Raw genomic sequence first — 15,509 nt, 5'->3', positions numbered from 1 at the left:
TCGAACGCTACTCCGGTGCGCGCTCGGTGATCGCGAATCGGCGCAACGCCAGGCTCGGGTTGGCGGTCCGCACCGTCGCCAAATGCGCGAGGTCGATGTCCGCGGTGAGCACGCCGGGTTCGTCGCCGAGTTCGGCGAGCACGCTGCCGGTCGGATCGACGATCATCGACGCGCCCGCGCCGCGCGGCGCGCACTGGTCTGCGGCGAGCACGTACACCGTGTTCTCGATGGCCCTTGCCCGCAGCAGCGTCGTCCACTGGTCCACCTTGGCCGGGCCGGGGATCCACTGCGCGGGCAATACCAGCGCCTGTGCGCCCGCGGCGGCGATGCGCCGGAAGCCCTCGGGGAAGCGCAGATCGAAACAGGTTTGCACGCCGAAGCGCACGCCGTCGACCGCGAAGATCGGCGGCTCCTCGATCGCGCCTGGCTCGACCACGTTCGATTCCAGGTAGCCGAAGGCGTCGTAGAGGTGCACCTTCCGATAACGCGTGACGAGTTCGCCGTCGGGCCCGAACACCAGCAGGGTGTTACGGATGCGGTCCGCGCCGGGAGCCACCTGCTCGACCATGCCCGCCACCAGATTCACCGCGAATTCCCTGGCGATCGCGCCGAGCGCGGTGGCGAACGGGCCGGTCAGCGGCTCGGCCACGGCCACGACCCGTTCGTCGAGCCGGGTCACGGCAAACATCGAGTATTCGGGCGCGACCACCAACCGGGCGCCCCTGCTCGCGGCGGTCCCGACGTGCTCGCGCAGCGCGGCGAGGTTGGCCGCGGGGTCCTTTCCCGGGGCGAACTGGACGACCGCGACCTCCACGGAAGCAGCGGGCTGATCCTGATGTTCGGGCGCGTCGTTCAGTTGCATAGGTCTCACCGTATTGGCCCGGTGGCAGGGACGGCCACCGCCAGGCGGTAAACTGCTGGTCAATGAACACCAATGAGGTCGACAGCGTTCCTGGCGACAACGACAGGGACCCGGCTGGGAGCGAAGCGTCTTCCCCGGCTGCCGGCCCCTCCTTCGCCGACTTGGGTATCGATGACCGCATTCTGCGGGCCATCGCCGACGTGGGTTACGAATCGCCATCGCCGATCCAATCGGCGACCATTCCGCCGCTGCTGGAGGGCGCCGACGTGGTCGGCCTCGCCCAGACCGGCACCGGCAAAACCGCCGCATTCGCGATCCCGATCCTGATGGGCTTGAAGATCGAGGGCAAGCAGCCGCGCGCGCTCGTCCTCGCGCCGACCCGCGAGCTGGCCATCCAGGTCGCCGAGGCGTTCGGCCGCTACGCCGCGCACATGCCGGGCCTGCACGTGCTGCCGATCTACGGCGGTCAGAGCTACGGCGTGCAGCTGTCCGGTCTGCGCCGGGGCGCGCACGTCGTCGTCGGCACGCCGGGCCGTGTCATCGATCACCTGGAGAAGGGCACGCTCGACCTCTCCCAGCTCCAGTACCTGGTGCTGGACGAGGCCGACGAGATGCTCAAGATGGGCTTCCAGGAGGACGTCGAGCGGATTCTCGCCGAGACGCCAACCGACAAGCAGGTCGCGCTGTTCTCGGCCACCATGCCCTCGGCGATCCGCAAGATCTCCAAGCAGTACCTGCACGACCCGGTCGAGATCACGGTCAAGGCCAAGACCCAGACCAACACCAACATCACCCAGCGCTGGGTGCAGGTCTCGCACCAGCGCAAGCTGGACGCGCTGACCAGGGTCCTCGAGGTCGAGTCCTTCGAGGCGATGATCATCTTCGTGCGCACCAAGCAGGGCACCGAGGAGCTCGCCGAGAAGCTGCGCGCCCGCGGTTTCTCCGCCGCGGCGATCAACGGCGACATCGCGCAGAACCAGCGCGAGCGCACCATCGGCCAGCTCAAGTCCGGCGCGCTGGACATCCTGGTGGCCACCGACGTCGCCGCGCGCGGCCTGGACGTGGACCGCATCTCGCACGTGGTCAACTACGACATCCCGCACGACACCGAGTCCTACGTCCACCGCATCGGCCGCACCGGCCGCGCGGGCCGCAGCGGACAGGCGCTGCTGTTCGTCGCGCCGCGAGAACGTCATCTGCTCAAGGCGATCGAGCGCGCCACGCGCCACCCGCTCGAGGAGATGCAGCTGCCAAGCGTCGAGGACGTGAACGCGCAGCGCGTGGCGAAGTTCGGCGACGCGATCACCGAGAACCTGTCCTCGGCGAATCTGCCGCTGTTCCGCAAGCTGATCGAGGACTACGAGCGCGAGCACAACATCCCGCTCGTCGACATCGCCGCGGCTTTGGCGGTCGGCTCCTACGACGGCGACAACTTCTTCATGGAGCCGGAACCCGAGCCCGAGCGGCGCGAGCGCGTGCCGAGGGAACGGCCCGCCCGCCGGTTCGACGAGGAGCGCCCCGCGGCGTCGCACCACCGCGGCACCGGCGCGGAGCTGGCCACCTACCGGATCAGCGTCGGCAAGCGGCACCGCGTGGTGCCCGGCGCGATCGTCGGCGCCATCGCCAACGAGGGTGGTTTGCGGCGCAGCGACTTCGGGCATATCAGCATTCGGCCGGACCACAGTCTGGTCGAGCTGCCCGCGCAGCTGCCCGCCGAGACACTGGAAGCCTTGCGGCGCACCAGGATCAGCGGCGTGCTCATCCAGTTGCAGCTGGACCAGGGCCCGCCATCGCACCGCTCGTTCACCCGGGGTCCGCGTCGCGACCGCGACGCGGGCAAGCGCCCGGAGCGCCGCAAGCCACGCTCCTGAGCCGGGCGGGTACGCCGAGGTCACGCGGGGCTAGCTAAGGTGTTGCCGACCGGCGCGCACGCCAGCGCGCCCGGTGCGGGTGTCCCGGCGAAGACACAGGAGGGGCGCGTTTGTTCGTGTTCGGTGATCGTGTCGTATGCGCCGCCGCTGATCTCGTGCGCGCGGCGCGCTGTGAATTCGCGTTGCTGCGTGCCCTCGACACCGAACTGGGCGCGCTTCCGGACGACATCGAGGCCGCTGCCGCGCGCACTTTCGCGGCCGAGCCGCACCGCGTCGACGATTCCCGCGAGCGCAGGCTCGCCGACTTCCGCGACCGCTACGGCAGCGGCATGGTCGAGATCCGCCAGCCGCCACAGAATCCGGACGATCCAGCGGGGCGGGTCGCGGCGCTGCGGGACGCGCACGAGCAGACCCTTGCCGCGCTGCGCGAAGGCGTGGCGGTGGTGCACAACGCCACCTTCTTCGACGGCGGGTTCGCGTGCTCGTGCGAGTACCTCGTCCGCGCGAGTCATCGGGTGCGCTACACCGTGCACGGCGCCGCCGCGACACCGTGGGCCCTGGTGGGCACGGCGCTCGAATCGGCCGCCTGCGCCGTGGCTTTGGACGCGAGCGGTGGCCTCGCCGCACCCACGGCCCGGCTGCATCTAGGCGCGGACAGCGCCGACCATCCGCTCACCGATCTGGTTCCGGTCTATCTCGCACGACGGCGGCGCGTCGAACGGATCGTGGAGGACAAGCTCGGCGAGCTGCTGCCCGTCCAGTGGGGCGATCCGCGGTATCTGGCCTGCGGCCGCTGCCCCACCTGCACGGCCGAGCTGACCGCGGCGCGCGATCTGCTCCTCGTCGCGGGTATGTCCCCCGCCGCGCGCGCCAGGCTGCGCGAGGCAGGGGTGAGCACCATCGACCGGCTCGGCGGGCTGGACGGCGCGGTGCACGGACTGCCGCCGCGCACCGTGACCACGCTGCGCAGGCAGGCGGAAATCCAACGGCGCAGCGAGGATTCGGGTCGTCCCGCGCACACGCTCGTCGACGCGCTCGCGCTCGCCGGGCTGCCGCCCGCGACACCGGGCGATCTCTCGCTGACCGTCGACGCCGACGACCGGGGCCGCCTCGCGGCGATCGAGATCGGCGAGCCTGGCGCCGTGCACCTGTCCTTGCGCGCGCCGTTCGCCGACGAGGACGCGGCGTGGCGGGACGCGCTGAGCCGGGTGCTCGATCTGCTCGCGCACCGGCGACGGACGTTCCCGGACATGCGCGTCTACCACTACACCTCGGAGGTGCGTTCGGCGCTGCTGCGCTGGACCGGGGAGTCGGGCGTCGGCGAGGAGATCGCCGACGATTTGCTGCGCGACGGTGTGCTGGTCGACCTGTATCCGATCGTGCGCAACGCGCTGCTGGTCGGCGAGGACTCGTACGGGCTGGATCGGCTGCGGCGCCTGCTGCCCGATGCGGGCGCGCCGGAACCCGCCTGCGTCACGGTGCTTCGGCTACGCGACTGGCTGCTGGAACTGGCCGACGAGCACACCGATCCCATGGCGCGCGCCGACCGGTATCCGACGCCGGAACCGACACAGCTGGCGCCCATGTCCGGCCCGTCCTCGGTGGAGGCCGCGCTCGCGGAATACGCCGCGGCCCAGGGGAATCCGGACCATCCCGCGGCGCTGATGGCGGCGGCGCTCGGCTACCACCGGCGCGAACGTCAGCCGCTGTGGTACTCGCACGCCGACCGCCTCAGCCACCCCGTGCACGAATGGCCGGACGCGTCCGGCGTGCTGATCGCCGACTGGGGCACCGTGGACACCAAGTGGCACCACAGCCCCAATCGCCCGTCCATGCGCAGGTATCTGACGCTGACCGGCCGGATCGGCACCGGTCGCGACGGCGGCGGCGCGGCGGCGCTCGCGCCGGGCGCGACCGTGTACACCTACTACGACCACCCGGTAGCCGCGGGCATGCGCACCGCGGTCGGCAAGCGCGGCACCGCGACGGCGACGGTGCTCGGCTGCGCGGTGGACGCCGACTTCGACGACACGGTCCGGCTGGAGGAACTCCTACCGGACGGCTGCGAACCCTACGACGACCTACCCATCGCCATCGCGCCGGGACTTCCCGCCTGGGACGAGAACGCCGAGGCCGCCATGGAATCGGCCGCGCAGCGGCTGCTGGTGACGCTGCCGGAGATCCCCGACTGCGCGCTGTTCGACATCCTCGCCCGGCGCGCGCCGCGGCTGCGTGGGGACGCGTCGCTGCCCGAGGTGCACGGCGACCACGCCGCCGCCATCACCGCGGCCACCCGCGAATTGGACGAGTCCTACCTGGTGGTGCAGAGCCCGTCGGGGACCGGGAAGAACTCCACCGTCGCGCGGGTGCTGGAACGGCTCGTCGTCCGGAACAAGTGGCGTATCGGCGTTGTGGCGCAAGCGCATTCGACGGTGGAGAGCCTGCTGGACGCGATCGTCGCGGTCGGTGTGCTTCCGGAGTTGGTGGCGAAGAAGGACGCCGAGGCGGTGGCGCCGGAGTGGGCGGTGATCGACGGGGCCCGCTATCCGCGGTTCCTGGACAACGCCGTGAACGGGTGTGTCATCGGCGGGCTCTCCGCCGATTTCGCCGACGACGCCGTGGTTCCCGCGGACAGCCTGGACCTGCTTGTGATCGCGGACGCGGGCCGGTTCCCGTTGGCGGAGACCGCGACGGTGGCGGGCAGTGCGCGCAATCTGCTGCTGCTCGGCGATCCGCAGCCCACCGTCGCGCGCAGCGCGCATCCCGGGCCGGTGGGCGAATCGGTCCTCGGCTGGTTGCTCGCCGGCCGCCACACCGTCCCGCCCGAGCGCGGGTACCTGCTGGACCGCACCTGGCGGATGCATCCCCGTGTGTGCGAGCCGATCTCCCGGCTGTTCTACGACGGCAGGCTGCGCTCCAACGAAACCGTCACGCTGGCAAGGCAACTCGATGGCGCCGAGCCGGGGATCGGCACCGTCCTCGTCGATCACTACGGCGATGCCACCGAATCGGCGGCCGAGGCACGCGAGGTGGTGCGCCAGGTGCGCGCCCTGCTCGGCCTACCGTGGACGATGGGCGCGACCACGCGGCGGCTGCACCCGCACGACATCTTCGTCGTCGCACCGTACGGCGCGCAGGTCGGCCGGATCCGAACGATGCTGGCGCGCGCCAAGATCGAGGACGTGCTCGTCGGCACCGTCGACCGTTTCCGCGGCAGGGAGGCCGCGGTGGTGCTGCTGTCGATGACCACCTCGAGCCCGGCCGACGCCCCGCACGGCATGTCGTTCCTGTTGTCGCCCAACCTGGTTCGCGCGGCCGTGTCGCGGGCCATGTGGCGCGCGGTGATCATCCGCTCGCCGCTGCTCACCCAGTACCTGCCCGCCGCGCCGGACGACCTACCCGACCTGGCGCGGTTCCTGCAATTGAGCTGAAACGCGCTCGGGCTCAGCCGAAGTTCTTGCCTTCGCCGCGGTAGGTGGGCACGCTACGGCGACTGCCGTCCGCCTCGACGAGGTGCACCCGATCGAACCGCTCGCACAGTTCACCGGCCTTGGCGTGCCGGAACCACACCCGGTCGCCGATGCTCAGTTCGGACGCGGCCGACAGCGGCGTCTGCACCTCGCCGGCACCCTCGGTGCCGATCAGACGTAACCCGCTGGGCCACACCGGTTTCGGCACCCGGGACGCGCCGGTCGGACCGGAGGCGATGTAGCCGCCCGCGAACACCGTCGCGATGGACGGCGTCGGCTTGCGCAGCACCGGGGTCGCGAAGAACAGGGCGGGCCGCGGGGTGAAGGCGCGGTAGTGATCGAACAGCGTCGGCACGTAGAGCCCCGAACCCGCGGTCACCTCGGTGACATCCGGATCGGCGATGCTGACCTCGATGGAACCGGTGCCGCCGCTGTTGACGATCTCCAGCTTGCCGACCACCGAGCGCACCGCCTCGAGCACCCGCGCCCTGCGCTTGGCGATCTCGGCGGCCGAGGCCCGCTTGACCAGCCGCACCGCGACATTGCTGTCGGGCAGTCCGGCGATCTGCGCCTCGTAAGTCATCACGCCGACCACGTCGAAGCCGCGGTCGAGCGCGGCACTGGCCAGCGCGGCGGCTTGTTCGGGGGTGCGGATCGGTGAGCGGCGCACGCCTAGGTGCAGCGGTCCGATCCGTAGCGAGGCGTCCACGTCCAGGCAGACGCGTGGCCGTACCCGGTCGGTGCCGACGGCAGCGCGGATCAGGTCGAGCTGGTCGACGTCGTCGATCATGAGGGTGATCGCGCCGAGCAGGGTGTCGTCGGCGGCCAGTTCGGCGAGGGCAGCGCGGTCCACTGTCGGGTAGCCGAGCAGGATGTCGCGGGCGCCGAGACCGGCCAGCCAGAGCGCCTCGCGCAGGGAGTAGGACATGATGCCCGCGAAGCCGTCGGCGGCGGTCAGATCACCGCCGAGTACGGCTTCCAGTACGGCGCGGCAGCGCACGGATTTGCTGGCGACCCGGATCGGGACGCCGTTCGCGCGGCGGACCAGATCGGCGGCATTGGCGCGCAGCGCGGTCAGATCGAGCGCGGCCAGCGGCGGGTCGAGGTCGGCGGTGGCGGCGTGCAGTCCGGCGATCGGCGATATCTCGCTCACCCGGACAACTCAACCACCAAACTGGTCACACGTCCAGTATTGGTCGAGTCAGACTTCGGCGGCCCGGGTGGCCAACCCGCTCACCAGGTCGTCCGATACCACCAGGGTCGTCTCGTCGTTGCAGTCGGCCAGCCAGCGCAGCACGGCGCCCTGCAGGACCGACACCACGTAGGTGGCGATGTCGTCCACCGGTTCCAGCCACTGGGTCCCGGAGCGATCGGCGCAGAGGCGCAGGAAGTTGCCGACCTCGGCGTCCATCTCGCGGAACATGGCCGCGGCGATTGGATCGGGTTCGGGTTCGGGCCGGACCTCCCAGTGCTCGCGCAGCGTCTGCACGGTCGCCTCGTAGGCACGGATCTGTTTGGTCGGCGCCGCCTTGACCAGCGGCCAGTACGCGGTGACACCGGCGTGCAACAGCACCCGCAGTGCCCGCACTCCGGTGATATCGAGCGAGGCGGCCGCTTTCTCCACGGCCTCGCAGATCGTCGGCCGCAACCGACTCTCCACTGTTTCTCCACGTGCGCTCAACGACGACTCCCTCGGCGAAAGAACTCGCGCACCTCCGATGGCGCGACTCGCTGAACTTTGGCGAGCTGCCAGAAATCCCCAGGCTGCCCGGTCCAACGTTCATCAATGGTAGAGGGTTTTCGGGGTTTGAGAACGGGTTCAGCGGGTATTCCAGACTGAAAGAATGTTTTGTTACCCAAACGGAATGACTCTGCAACGCTGCAGTGTCCCCACCGATCGGCGTTCCTGGGCGACTTCCGGACCCTCGCGGCCGGAAGACACACAATGTTCCACCTTACGGTCCGCGGCGCCGCACCTGCCGTCACTGTGGCAAAGCGCACAATAGCGCCGTGGAACCGGTTCATCCGGGTGTTCGGCTTTCGATCCGGGAACGACACCGCCGCTCTACAGGCGGCCGATAGCCTGGATCGGTGACTCTCCCGCCTCCCGCCGATCAGTTCTTCCTCTCCGGCACGTTCAACTTCCGCGACACCGGCGGCCTGCGCACGGCCGACGGCGCCAAGGTGCGCCCGGGCGTGCTGCTTCGTTCGGCGCAGCTCAGCGGCCTCGACGCGGACGGCCACCGCACGCTGCGCGAACTCGGCGTCAGCGAGGTCTTCGACCTGCGCGGTGTGCGGGAGATCGACCACATGGGCCACGACAACCTGCCCGACGGCGTGCGGCGCAGCGTGACGCCTTTCGACTCGCGGATGGGCGAGGCCCCGCCGCACGAGTCGCGCACCGGCTCCGCGTTCGACCACATGCTCGAGGTCTACCGCGAGTTCCCCGCGCTGCCGGAGGCGAACTCGGCGATCGTCTCGATCGCGGAGTCCATCGTGCGCGGGGACGGCGCGGTACTGGTGCACTGCGCGGCGGGCAAGGACCGCACCGGCTGGGCGGTGGCGACGCTGCTGCGCGCGGTGGGCGTCGTCGAGGAGGACGTGCTCGCCGACTACTTGCTCAGCAACGAGGCCGTCGAGCCGCTGCGCGCGTTGATCGAGCCCACCCTGCCGCCGGGCGCGAGCTTCTCCGAAGACCTGCTCGGCGTGCGCGAGGAATACCTGGGCGAGTCGCTGGAATCGGTACGGCAACTGCACGGTGACTTCGACCGCTACCTCGACGTCGTCGGGCTGACGTCCGAGCTGCGCGCGCGGTTGCGCGACCGGATGCTGGAATAGTCCCCGGCCCGGTCGAACCAGCCCACGGCTCAGGCGATTTCGCGCCGGACGAGGCCGTGCGCGTCGATCGACACCTGGTCGCCGGTGTGGAACCAGCTGCCCGTGAACCGGTGCGCCGTGGTCTCCGGGTCGTTCCAGTACCGCCGGGTGACATTCGGTCCGCGACAGAGCAATTCGCCATGTCCGGCTCCGGCCTGCGGACCCCAGAGCGCCAATTCGGTACCGCCGAACGGGAATCCGAGGACTCGGCCCGCGTCGGCGGGAGTCTCGGTGTCGTCCACGGCGAGTCCGATGCCGCTCGTCTCGGTGGCGCCCCACACCGACCAGTGCCTGGCCGAGGGGAACGCGTCGCGCAGCGCGGCGGCCAGACCGCTCGCGGTCCGTTCGGCGCGATGCCCCGCGCTGCTGACCCGGCTGATGCCCTCGGTGGGCACGCCGTCGGCGCGTAGCGCGGCAAGCTCGGGAAGCAGGCCCGCGAAGATGCGCGGCGTGCCCGAGACCATGTCGATCCGTTCGGCCACAATGGCTTCGGCGAGGTCGCGGCCGTCCGGGGCGAGCACCACGGTGCCGCCGACGGCGAAGGTGGGCAGCAGCTGGTCGACGCATCCGCTGGCGTGCGCCAGCGGCGGAAGCACCAGATTGCGCACACCGTCGGTGGGCAGGTCCAGCGCGGCGACCACCGAGCGGACCGCCGAGAGCAGGTTCTCGTTGGTCAGTTCGACGCCCTTGCGGGTGCCGCTGGTGTAGCAGAGCAGGGCGAGATCGTTGAGCGCCGCGCCGTCATCGATGAACGCGGCGCCGTCGGGCAGCTCCACATCACCGCCGCGGGCGCCGCGACCGAATACGAAATCCGCCTTGCTGTCGGCGATCACCTGCTCGGCCACCTTCGCGGGAAGCCCGTCGTGCACCAGCACCGGCACCGCGCCGCTGAGCAGCGCCCCGAGGAACGCCTGCACCCAGCGCGCGCCCGCTGGCATGTGGATGGCGACCCGGTCGCCGTAGCCGACGCCGTGCTCCTGCAGGCCGCCCGCGATGCGCGAGGCCGAGTGCCACAGCTCCCGGTAGGTGAGCCGGGGCCCACCGAGCTCGACGACCGCCTCGCGCGCCGCGAAGGCGTGCACCTGTAGATCGAGCAGCTCGGTGAGCGCCGGGGTGAGGTTGCCGTAGCGCAGCACGCCGTCCGCGCCGCGGGCCAGCGGGTTTCCACACGCGGGCGAGTTCGTCAGGGGGTATTCGACCAAGAGCTGCGACATTTGTCCTCCGCGCGATGCCTTTAGCTGCCAGGCACCTGCGACTATATGACGCGGATCACAATCTCGCGGGAATAGTCGAATTACCGTGTCCCCGCCGTCACCGGCCGGTGTACGTCGCCTTGCCCGGTCCGACCTCGAGGAAGCTACGCACCGCGCCGCGCAGATCGTCGGTGGCGAAGAGTTCGCCGGACACCTCGGGGGTCACCGAATCGGCGTGCGCCACACCGCCGGAGCGCCAGGCCTCGACGATCCGCTTGGTCGCCGCGTGCGCCTTGGTCGGGCCCTGCGCCAGCCGGTGCGCGAGCTCCCGCGCCGCACCGTCCACGTCCTCGTGCACGCCGTTGACCACGCCCCACTCGGCCATGGTCGCCGCGTCGTAGAGATCGCCGGTCATCACGAATTCCCGCGCCCGACCCGACCCGGCGCGCTCGGCGAGCCGCTGCGGGCCGCCCATCGAGGGTGTCAGCCCGACCACCGTCTCCACCAGGCCGAACTTCGCCTTCGGCGCGGCCAGGATGATGTCGCAGGCCAGCGCGATCTCGAAGGCGGCGGTCAGGGTGAGGCCGTGCGCGGCGAACAGCACAGGACAAGGCAACGCTTCCAGCGGATGGATGATCCGCGCGAACAGCGAGCGCCACAGCTCGGCGCCCTGCTCGGTGGTCAGACCCTCGAAGACGTGCACGTCGACGCCGCCGGAGACCACCTTGCCCTCCGCGCGCAGCAACAGCGCGCGCGGCGGATTCGCGCTCAGGTCGGCGATGTCCTGCACCAGCGCGTCGAACATCGCCTGGTCGAAGAGGTTCAGCGGCGGATGGGCCAGCGTCAGGACGGCGACCTCCGCGCCGCCGTCGGTGCTTTCCCGTTCCAGCCGAGTGGGCTTCGTATCACTCATGCCTGCGCCTCGCTAGCGCTCGGCTCCGGCATGCGCGATGCACGCTGAAACATGATTCGCTCACTTCGTTCGCTCATTGGGTCAGCCTAAGTCCTGAATCTGCCAGACTGAGCAGGTGACCAAGGCGGCATCGGAAAGCGGTTCGTACGTCGAGCCTGGTGAGTTCAAGCGGGACACCAACTACATCACCACCCGCGTCACGGCCGACGGACGCGACGGTTATCCGGTGGAGCCGGGCCGGTATCGGCTGGTCGCGGCGCGCGCGTGCCCGTGGGCCAATCGCACGCTCATCGTGCGCAGGCTGCTCGGCCTGGAGGACGTGCTTTCGCTCGGCCTGTGCGGTCCCACTCACGACAAGCTGAGTTGGACCTTCGATCTCGATCCCGGCGGCGTGGACCCGGTGCTCGGTATCCCGCGGCTGCGCGACGCGTACCTGGCCCGGTTCCCCGACTACCCGCGCGGCATCACCGTCCCGGCGCTGGTCGACATTCCGACCGGTCAGGTGGTCACCAACGACTACGCCAGGATCACGCTGGACTTCTCCACCGAATGGACCAAGTTCCACCGGGAAGGCGCGCCCCAGCTGTACCCCGAGTCGCTGCGCGCCGAGATCGACGAGGTCAACGACGTCGTCTTCCGCGACGTGAACAACGGCGTCTACCGCTGCGGCTTCGCAGGCGCCCAGGACGCCTACGAGGCGGCCTACGACCGGCTCTTCGCGCGGCTGGACTGGCTCTCGGATCGCCTTGCCGAACAACGCTTCCTGGTCGGCGACACCATCACCGAGGCGGACGTGCGGCTGTTCACCACGCTGGTCCGCTTCGACGCCGTCTACCACGGACACTTCAAGTGCAACAGGCAGAAGCTGAGCGAGATGCCGGTGCTGTGGGCCTATGCCCGCGACCTGTACCAAACCCCCGGTTTCGGCGACACCATCGACTTCGCCCAGATCAAGACGCACTACTACGTGGTGCACACCGACATCAACCCGACGAAGGTGGTCCCGAAGGGGCCCGACCCGATCAATTGGCTGACCCCGCACGGCCGCGACGAGCTGGGCGGCAGGCCGTTCGGCGAGGGCACCCCGCCGCCACCGCCGCCGCTGTCGGAGCGGGTGCCCGCCCTGCGCGGCCCGGCCTAGGCCGGAGCCCGTCCCGGAACCCGCACGTGGCCGGAGCGAGGGCGGACGCCGAGGCCGTCGTTTCGGGTGGCGCGCCACGGGAACCCGGAACACGAGCCGGTTCGTTGTCGTGTTGGGCCGACGATGGTTCGGTGCCATAGAGTTCTGGCAGCGAAGGCTGAGACTTAAGGGGTGTTGCCGATGCGGCACAGCGGGTTCGAGAAGACCGTGGTCGCCTTGCTCGAGAACGGGTCGAAGCTGCAGGCGCCCGCGGTCGAGAAGTACATCGATCGGATCAGGCGCGCGCACCCCGACGAGACCCCGGCGCAGATCCTCGCCAGGATCGAGCGCCAGTACCTGCTCGCGGTGACCAGCAGCGGCACCGCGGCGGGCGCGACCGCGGCCATGCCAGGCGTCGGCACGGTCGCCTCGCTGGCCACCATCACCGCGGAGACGGCGTTCTTCCTGGAGGCCTCGGCGCTGTACACGCTGGCGATCGCCGCGGTGCACGGCGTCGCGCCGGAGGCCAAAGAGCAGCGCAGGGCACTGGTGCTGGCCGTGGTGCTCGGCGATTCCGGCATGGAGATCGTGGAGCGCTCGGTCGGGCGGTCGGCCAAGAACTGGGGCACCCTGCTCGCCAACCGCGTGCCCGGCCTGTCCGGCATGAACGACACGCTGATGAAGCGGTTCATCGTGCGGTTCCTCACCAAGCGGATGGCCCTGATGGCGGGCAAGGTGATCCCGATGGGCATCGGCGCGGTGATCGGCGGCGTCGGCAACAGGGCCCTCGGCAAGACCACGGTGCACAACGCGCAGAAGGCCTTCGGGCCCGCGCCGGCCTTCTGGCCGATCAACCGGCAGCTCGTCGTCGAGGCCGATCCGCTGCCCGCGCTCGACGCCACCCCGCCGCGCTTCCCCGCCGACCCGAAATGACCCAAGCCACAACGTCTTTGGTCGTTCGCGGCCTGAGCAAGCGGTACGAGCTCGGTTCGGCCGTCGAGAACGTCGGCTTCAGCGTTTCCGCAGGGAGCACCGCGGCGCTGGTCGGTCCGGCGGGCTCGGGCAAGACCACCATTCTGCGGATCCTGCTCGGTCTGCTCGAACCGTCCTCGGGTAGCGCGGAGATCACCGCGTCGCCGGTGGGCGGGATGCTCGCGCCGCGCGGACTGCATCCGCGGCGCGCCGCCCGCGACCACCTGCTGGTGTACGCGGCCGCGGCCGGAGTTCCGGACGCGCGGGTCGACGCGGTGCTCGAGGCGGTCGCTATGAAGGAGGCGGCGCGCGTCAAGGCGGGCGCGCTCTCGATCGGTCAGCAGACCAGGCTGGCGCTGGCCACCGCGTTGCTCACCGATCCGGCGGTGCTGATCCTGGACGAGCCCACCGAGGGACTCGATCCCGCCGAACGCGGCTGGCTGCACGACTTCCTGCGCAGGCACACCCGCCGCGGCGGCACGGTGCTGCTGTCCAGCGCGAGCCTCGCCTCCGTGGTGGCGATGGCCGATCAGCTGATCGTGGTGAGCGAGGGTTCGGTGGTCTACCAGGGCACGCCCGCGAAACTGCGCCGCAACCACCCCGACCGGCTGGTGGTCGCCGCGTCCACCCCGGTGGCGCTGGCCACGATGCTCGCCGCGCGCGGCTACACCGACGCGGTCATCCGCCCGGACGGGCGGCTCGCGGTGGCCGAGGCGAGCGAGGCCGAGATCGCCGACGCGGCCAAGGCCGCCGGTGTGCGGCTGGACAACGTCACACCCGATCCGATCCACCCCGACCGGGTCCTCGCCTCTCTGACGAAACCGAGCAAGACCGCGGCGCCGATGTTCCCGCCGCCCGCGGCGCACGCACCCCATCCGCAGCCGACGCCCTACGGGATTCCGCGATGATCACTCTGCCACCGGACCTGGTGCCGCCGGTCAACTCCGAGGTCCGCAAGGTCTACACGCTGCGCTGGTGCCTGGCGCTCGGGGTGACGCTGCCCGCCGTCGCGCTGGTCGCCGCGACGGTGACCGCGCTGATGGCCGGGCCCGCGGACCCGAAATCCGCGCTCGCCACCGGGGCCGCGACCATCGGGCTGTATCTCGCGTTGGCCGCGACGATCCTGGCCGCCGCCGTGTTCGGCGCCGCGGGGGCGGGCGGCGAGTTCCGCTATCGGAGCATGCCGGTGACCTCGCTGTTCACCGCGGACCGCGATCGGCTCGCGGCGGCCAAGCTGCTGGTCACCGGCGCGTCCACACTGGCGGTCACGGTGCTGGTCGAGGTCTGCGCGTTCGCCTGCCTGGTGGCGTTCGGCCGGGGCAAGTTCGAATTCGGCACCCGATTGCTCGCGGTCTTGGGCACCGGTCTGCTCGCCGCGGTCTGCTGGTCGCTGCTCGGCGCCGGACTCGGGCTGCTGCTGCGCCAATCCACCGGCGCGGTCGCGCTGATCCTCGGCTGGCTGCTCGTCGTCGAACCGCTGATCTGGTTGGTGGCCAACGGGATCGGGCTCGGTGGCGTGGTCACCCTGCTGCCGGGGTCGGCGACCGTCGCCACCGTGGCGGTCGGCTCCTTCCCCGACAGCGACATCCTGGCCCCGACCCCGGCCGCCTTCGTCGTCCTACTGCTGTGGACGATCGGCATCGCCGGCGCGGGCTGGTGGCAGCTGCGCAGCCGGGATATGTGAGACCCGGCCGTCACCCGAGGGCGCGACACCGCGCCCGCCGCGCAGCATCCGGAGAATCTCCCCGACGCCGTGCTCGATCTGGTGCAGTCGCGAATCCATCCCGTCGAACCGCGAATCCATTCCGTCCAGCCGCGCATCGATCCCGTCGAACCGGGAATCCATTCCGTCCAGCCGCGCATCGATCCCGTCGAACCGCGAATCCATTCCGTCGAACCGCGAATCCATTCCGTCGAACCGCGAATCCATTCCATCCAGCCGCGTATCGATCCCGTCGAGCCGGGTCTCGATCTTGCCGAATCGCTTGTCGACCTTGCGGAATCCGTGGTGCACCTGGCGTTGCAGTTCGCCGACCTGTTCGTAGACATCGTCGACGTCGTGCCGGAGCTGGTGAAAGCGTCGTGAGAAATCCCCCTGCGTTGTCATGGCGGCGAGATTAGATCCGCGCGCGAGGACACGCCAAGGCCGATCGGCAGACTCCGGGAACAAGCGGTGTGTCGCCGCGCGTCATTACCGTCGAGGGCGTACCTCCGCATTCGCTCCGGGCCAT

13 protein-coding genes are annotated in these 15,509 nt (G+C 70.4%); 7 read left to right on the top strand and 6 right to left on the bottom strand.

Translation table 11 applies throughout. The features are described 5' to 3' along the window. Window positions 1-7: 7 nt before the first annotated feature. Window positions 8-862, bottom strand: a complete 855-nt coding sequence (locus NAM01S_RS23205; protein WP_067788553.1) for a carbon-nitrogen hydrolase family protein — start codon at window positions 860-862, stop codon at window positions 8-10. Between the two features lie 62 nt (window positions 863-924). Here NAM01S_RS23205 and NAM01S_RS23200 point away from each other — a divergent pair, with 62 nt between their 5' ends. After that, entirely contained in the window at window positions 925-2,733 is a 1,809-nt protein-coding gene (locus tag NAM01S_RS23200; RefSeq protein WP_084483205.1) for a DEAD/DEAH box helicase, read from the top strand. Window positions 2,734-2,849: 116 nt separating this feature from the next. After that, on the top strand, window positions 2,850-6,164 hold the full coding sequence (locus NAM01S_RS23195; protein WP_253798367.1) for an AAA domain-containing protein: 3,315 nt from the start codon (window positions 2,850-2,852) through the stop codon (window positions 6,162-6,164). 13 nt (window positions 6,165-6,177) lie between these two features. Here NAM01S_RS23195 and NAM01S_RS23190 read toward each other — a convergent pair whose 3' ends face one another. After that, entirely contained in the window at window positions 6,178-7,347 is a 1,170-nt protein-coding gene (locus tag NAM01S_RS23190; RefSeq protein ID WP_067788633.1) for an amino acid deaminase/aldolase, read from the bottom strand. A gap of 57 nt (window positions 7,348-7,404) precedes the next feature. Next, window positions 7,405-7,884: a TetR family transcriptional regulator gene (locus NAM01S_RS23185; protein ID WP_253798370.1), complete on the bottom strand. Its 480-nt coding sequence runs from the start codon at window positions 7,882-7,884 to the stop codon at window positions 7,405-7,407. Between the two features lie 410 nt (window positions 7,885-8,294). Here NAM01S_RS23185 and NAM01S_RS23180 point away from each other — a divergent pair, with 410 nt between their 5' ends. After that, a complete protein-coding gene (locus tag NAM01S_RS23180) occupies window positions 8,295-9,041 on the top strand; it encodes a tyrosine-protein phosphatase (RefSeq protein WP_067788546.1) in 747 nt (248 codons plus the stop codon). Window positions 9,042-9,070: 29 nt separating this feature from the next. Here the strand turns inward: NAM01S_RS23180 and NAM01S_RS23175 are convergent, their stop codons facing one another. Both NAM01S_RS23175 and NAM01S_RS23170 read right to left on the bottom strand, forming a co-directional pair. Further along, window positions 9,071-10,294, bottom strand: a complete 1,224-nt coding sequence (locus tag NAM01S_RS23175) for a class I adenylate-forming enzyme family protein (RefSeq protein ID WP_067788544.1) — start codon at window positions 10,292-10,294, stop codon at window positions 9,071-9,073. A 97-nt stretch (window positions 10,295-10,391) separates the two neighbouring features. Further along, complete coding sequence (locus NAM01S_RS23170) at window positions 10,392-11,186, bottom strand: enoyl-CoA hydratase/isomerase family protein (protein WP_067788542.1); 795 nt, start codon at window positions 11,184-11,186, stop codon at window positions 10,392-10,394. A 115-nt stretch (window positions 11,187-11,301) separates the two neighbouring features. Between NAM01S_RS23170 and NAM01S_RS23165 the strand changes: the two genes are divergently transcribed. The 4 genes from NAM01S_RS23165 (at window position 11,302) to NAM01S_RS23150 (ending at window position 14,962) form a co-directional block, all read left to right on the top strand. After that, window positions 11,302-12,327, top strand: a complete 1,026-nt coding sequence (locus NAM01S_RS23165; protein ID WP_157107862.1) for a glutathione S-transferase family protein — start codon at window positions 11,302-11,304, stop codon at window positions 12,325-12,327. 180 nt (window positions 12,328-12,507) lie between these two features. After that, window positions 12,508-13,239 (top strand): hypothetical protein, encoded by a 732-nt coding sequence (locus tag NAM01S_RS23160; RefSeq protein ID WP_067788629.1) that lies wholly within the window; start codon window positions 12,508-12,510, stop codon window positions 13,237-13,239. Beyond that, window positions 13,236-14,186, top strand: coding sequence for an ABC transporter ATP-binding protein (locus NAM01S_RS23155; protein ID WP_067788539.1), 951 nt, complete (start codon window positions 13,236-13,238; stop codon window positions 14,184-14,186). Before NAM01S_RS23160 ends, NAM01S_RS23155 begins: the two co-directional genes overlap by 4 nt. Further along, complete coding sequence (locus NAM01S_RS23150; RefSeq protein ID WP_067788538.1) at window positions 14,183-14,962, top strand: ABC transporter permease; 780 nt, start codon at window positions 14,183-14,185, stop codon at window positions 14,960-14,962. The genes NAM01S_RS23155 and NAM01S_RS23150 overlap by 4 nt, the downstream gene beginning before the upstream one ends. On the opposite strand, the gene NAM01S_RS23145 is transcribed toward NAM01S_RS23150, so the two are convergent. Continuing rightward, on the bottom strand, window positions 14,897-15,385 hold the full coding sequence (locus NAM01S_RS23145; RefSeq protein WP_157107861.1) for a hypothetical protein: 489 nt from the start codon (window positions 15,383-15,385) through the stop codon (window positions 14,897-14,899). The genes NAM01S_RS23150 and NAM01S_RS23145 overlap by 66 nt on opposite strands. Window positions 15,386-15,509: the final 124 nt, after the last annotated feature.

The organism is Nocardia amikacinitolerans NBRC 108937, assembly GCF_001612615.1.
In the GTDB taxonomy this organism is placed as follows: Bacteria; Actinomycetota; Actinomycetes; order Mycobacteriales; family Mycobacteriaceae; genus Nocardia; species Nocardia amikacinitolerans.
This window is presented reverse-complemented; position numbering and strand designations above follow the sequence as displayed.

Bases quoted from the DNA above. Each gene is read 5' to 3' on its own strand.
- NAM01S_RS23160 (WP_067788629.1), top strand. From the start codon at position 12,508: ATGCGGCACAGCGGGTTCGAGAAGACCGTGGTCGCCTTGCTCGAGAAC.
- NAM01S_RS23145 (WP_157107861.1), bottom strand. From the start codon at position 15,385: ATGACAACGCAGGGGGATTTCTCACGACGCTTTCACCAGCTCCGGCAC.
- NAM01S_RS23155 (WP_067788539.1), top strand. From the start codon at position 13,236: ATGACCCAAGCCACAACGTCTTTGGTCGTTCGCGGCCTGAGCAAGCGG.
- NAM01S_RS23205 (WP_067788553.1), bottom strand. From the start codon at position 862: ATGCAACTGAACGACGCGCCCGAACATCAGGATCAGCCCGCTGCTTCC.
- NAM01S_RS23175 (WP_067788544.1), bottom strand. From the start codon at position 10,294: ATGTCGCAGCTCTTGGTCGAATACCCCCTGACGAACTCGCCCGCGTGT.
- NAM01S_RS23150 (WP_067788538.1), top strand. From the start codon at position 14,183: ATGATCACTCTGCCACCGGACCTGGTGCCGCCGGTCAACTCCGAGGTC.
- NAM01S_RS23200 (WP_084483205.1), top strand. From the start codon at position 925: ATGAACACCAATGAGGTCGACAGCGTTCCTGGCGACAACGACAGGGAC.
- NAM01S_RS23170 (WP_067788542.1), bottom strand. From the start codon at position 11,186: ATGAGTGATACGAAGCCCACTCGGCTGGAACGGGAAAGCACCGACGGC.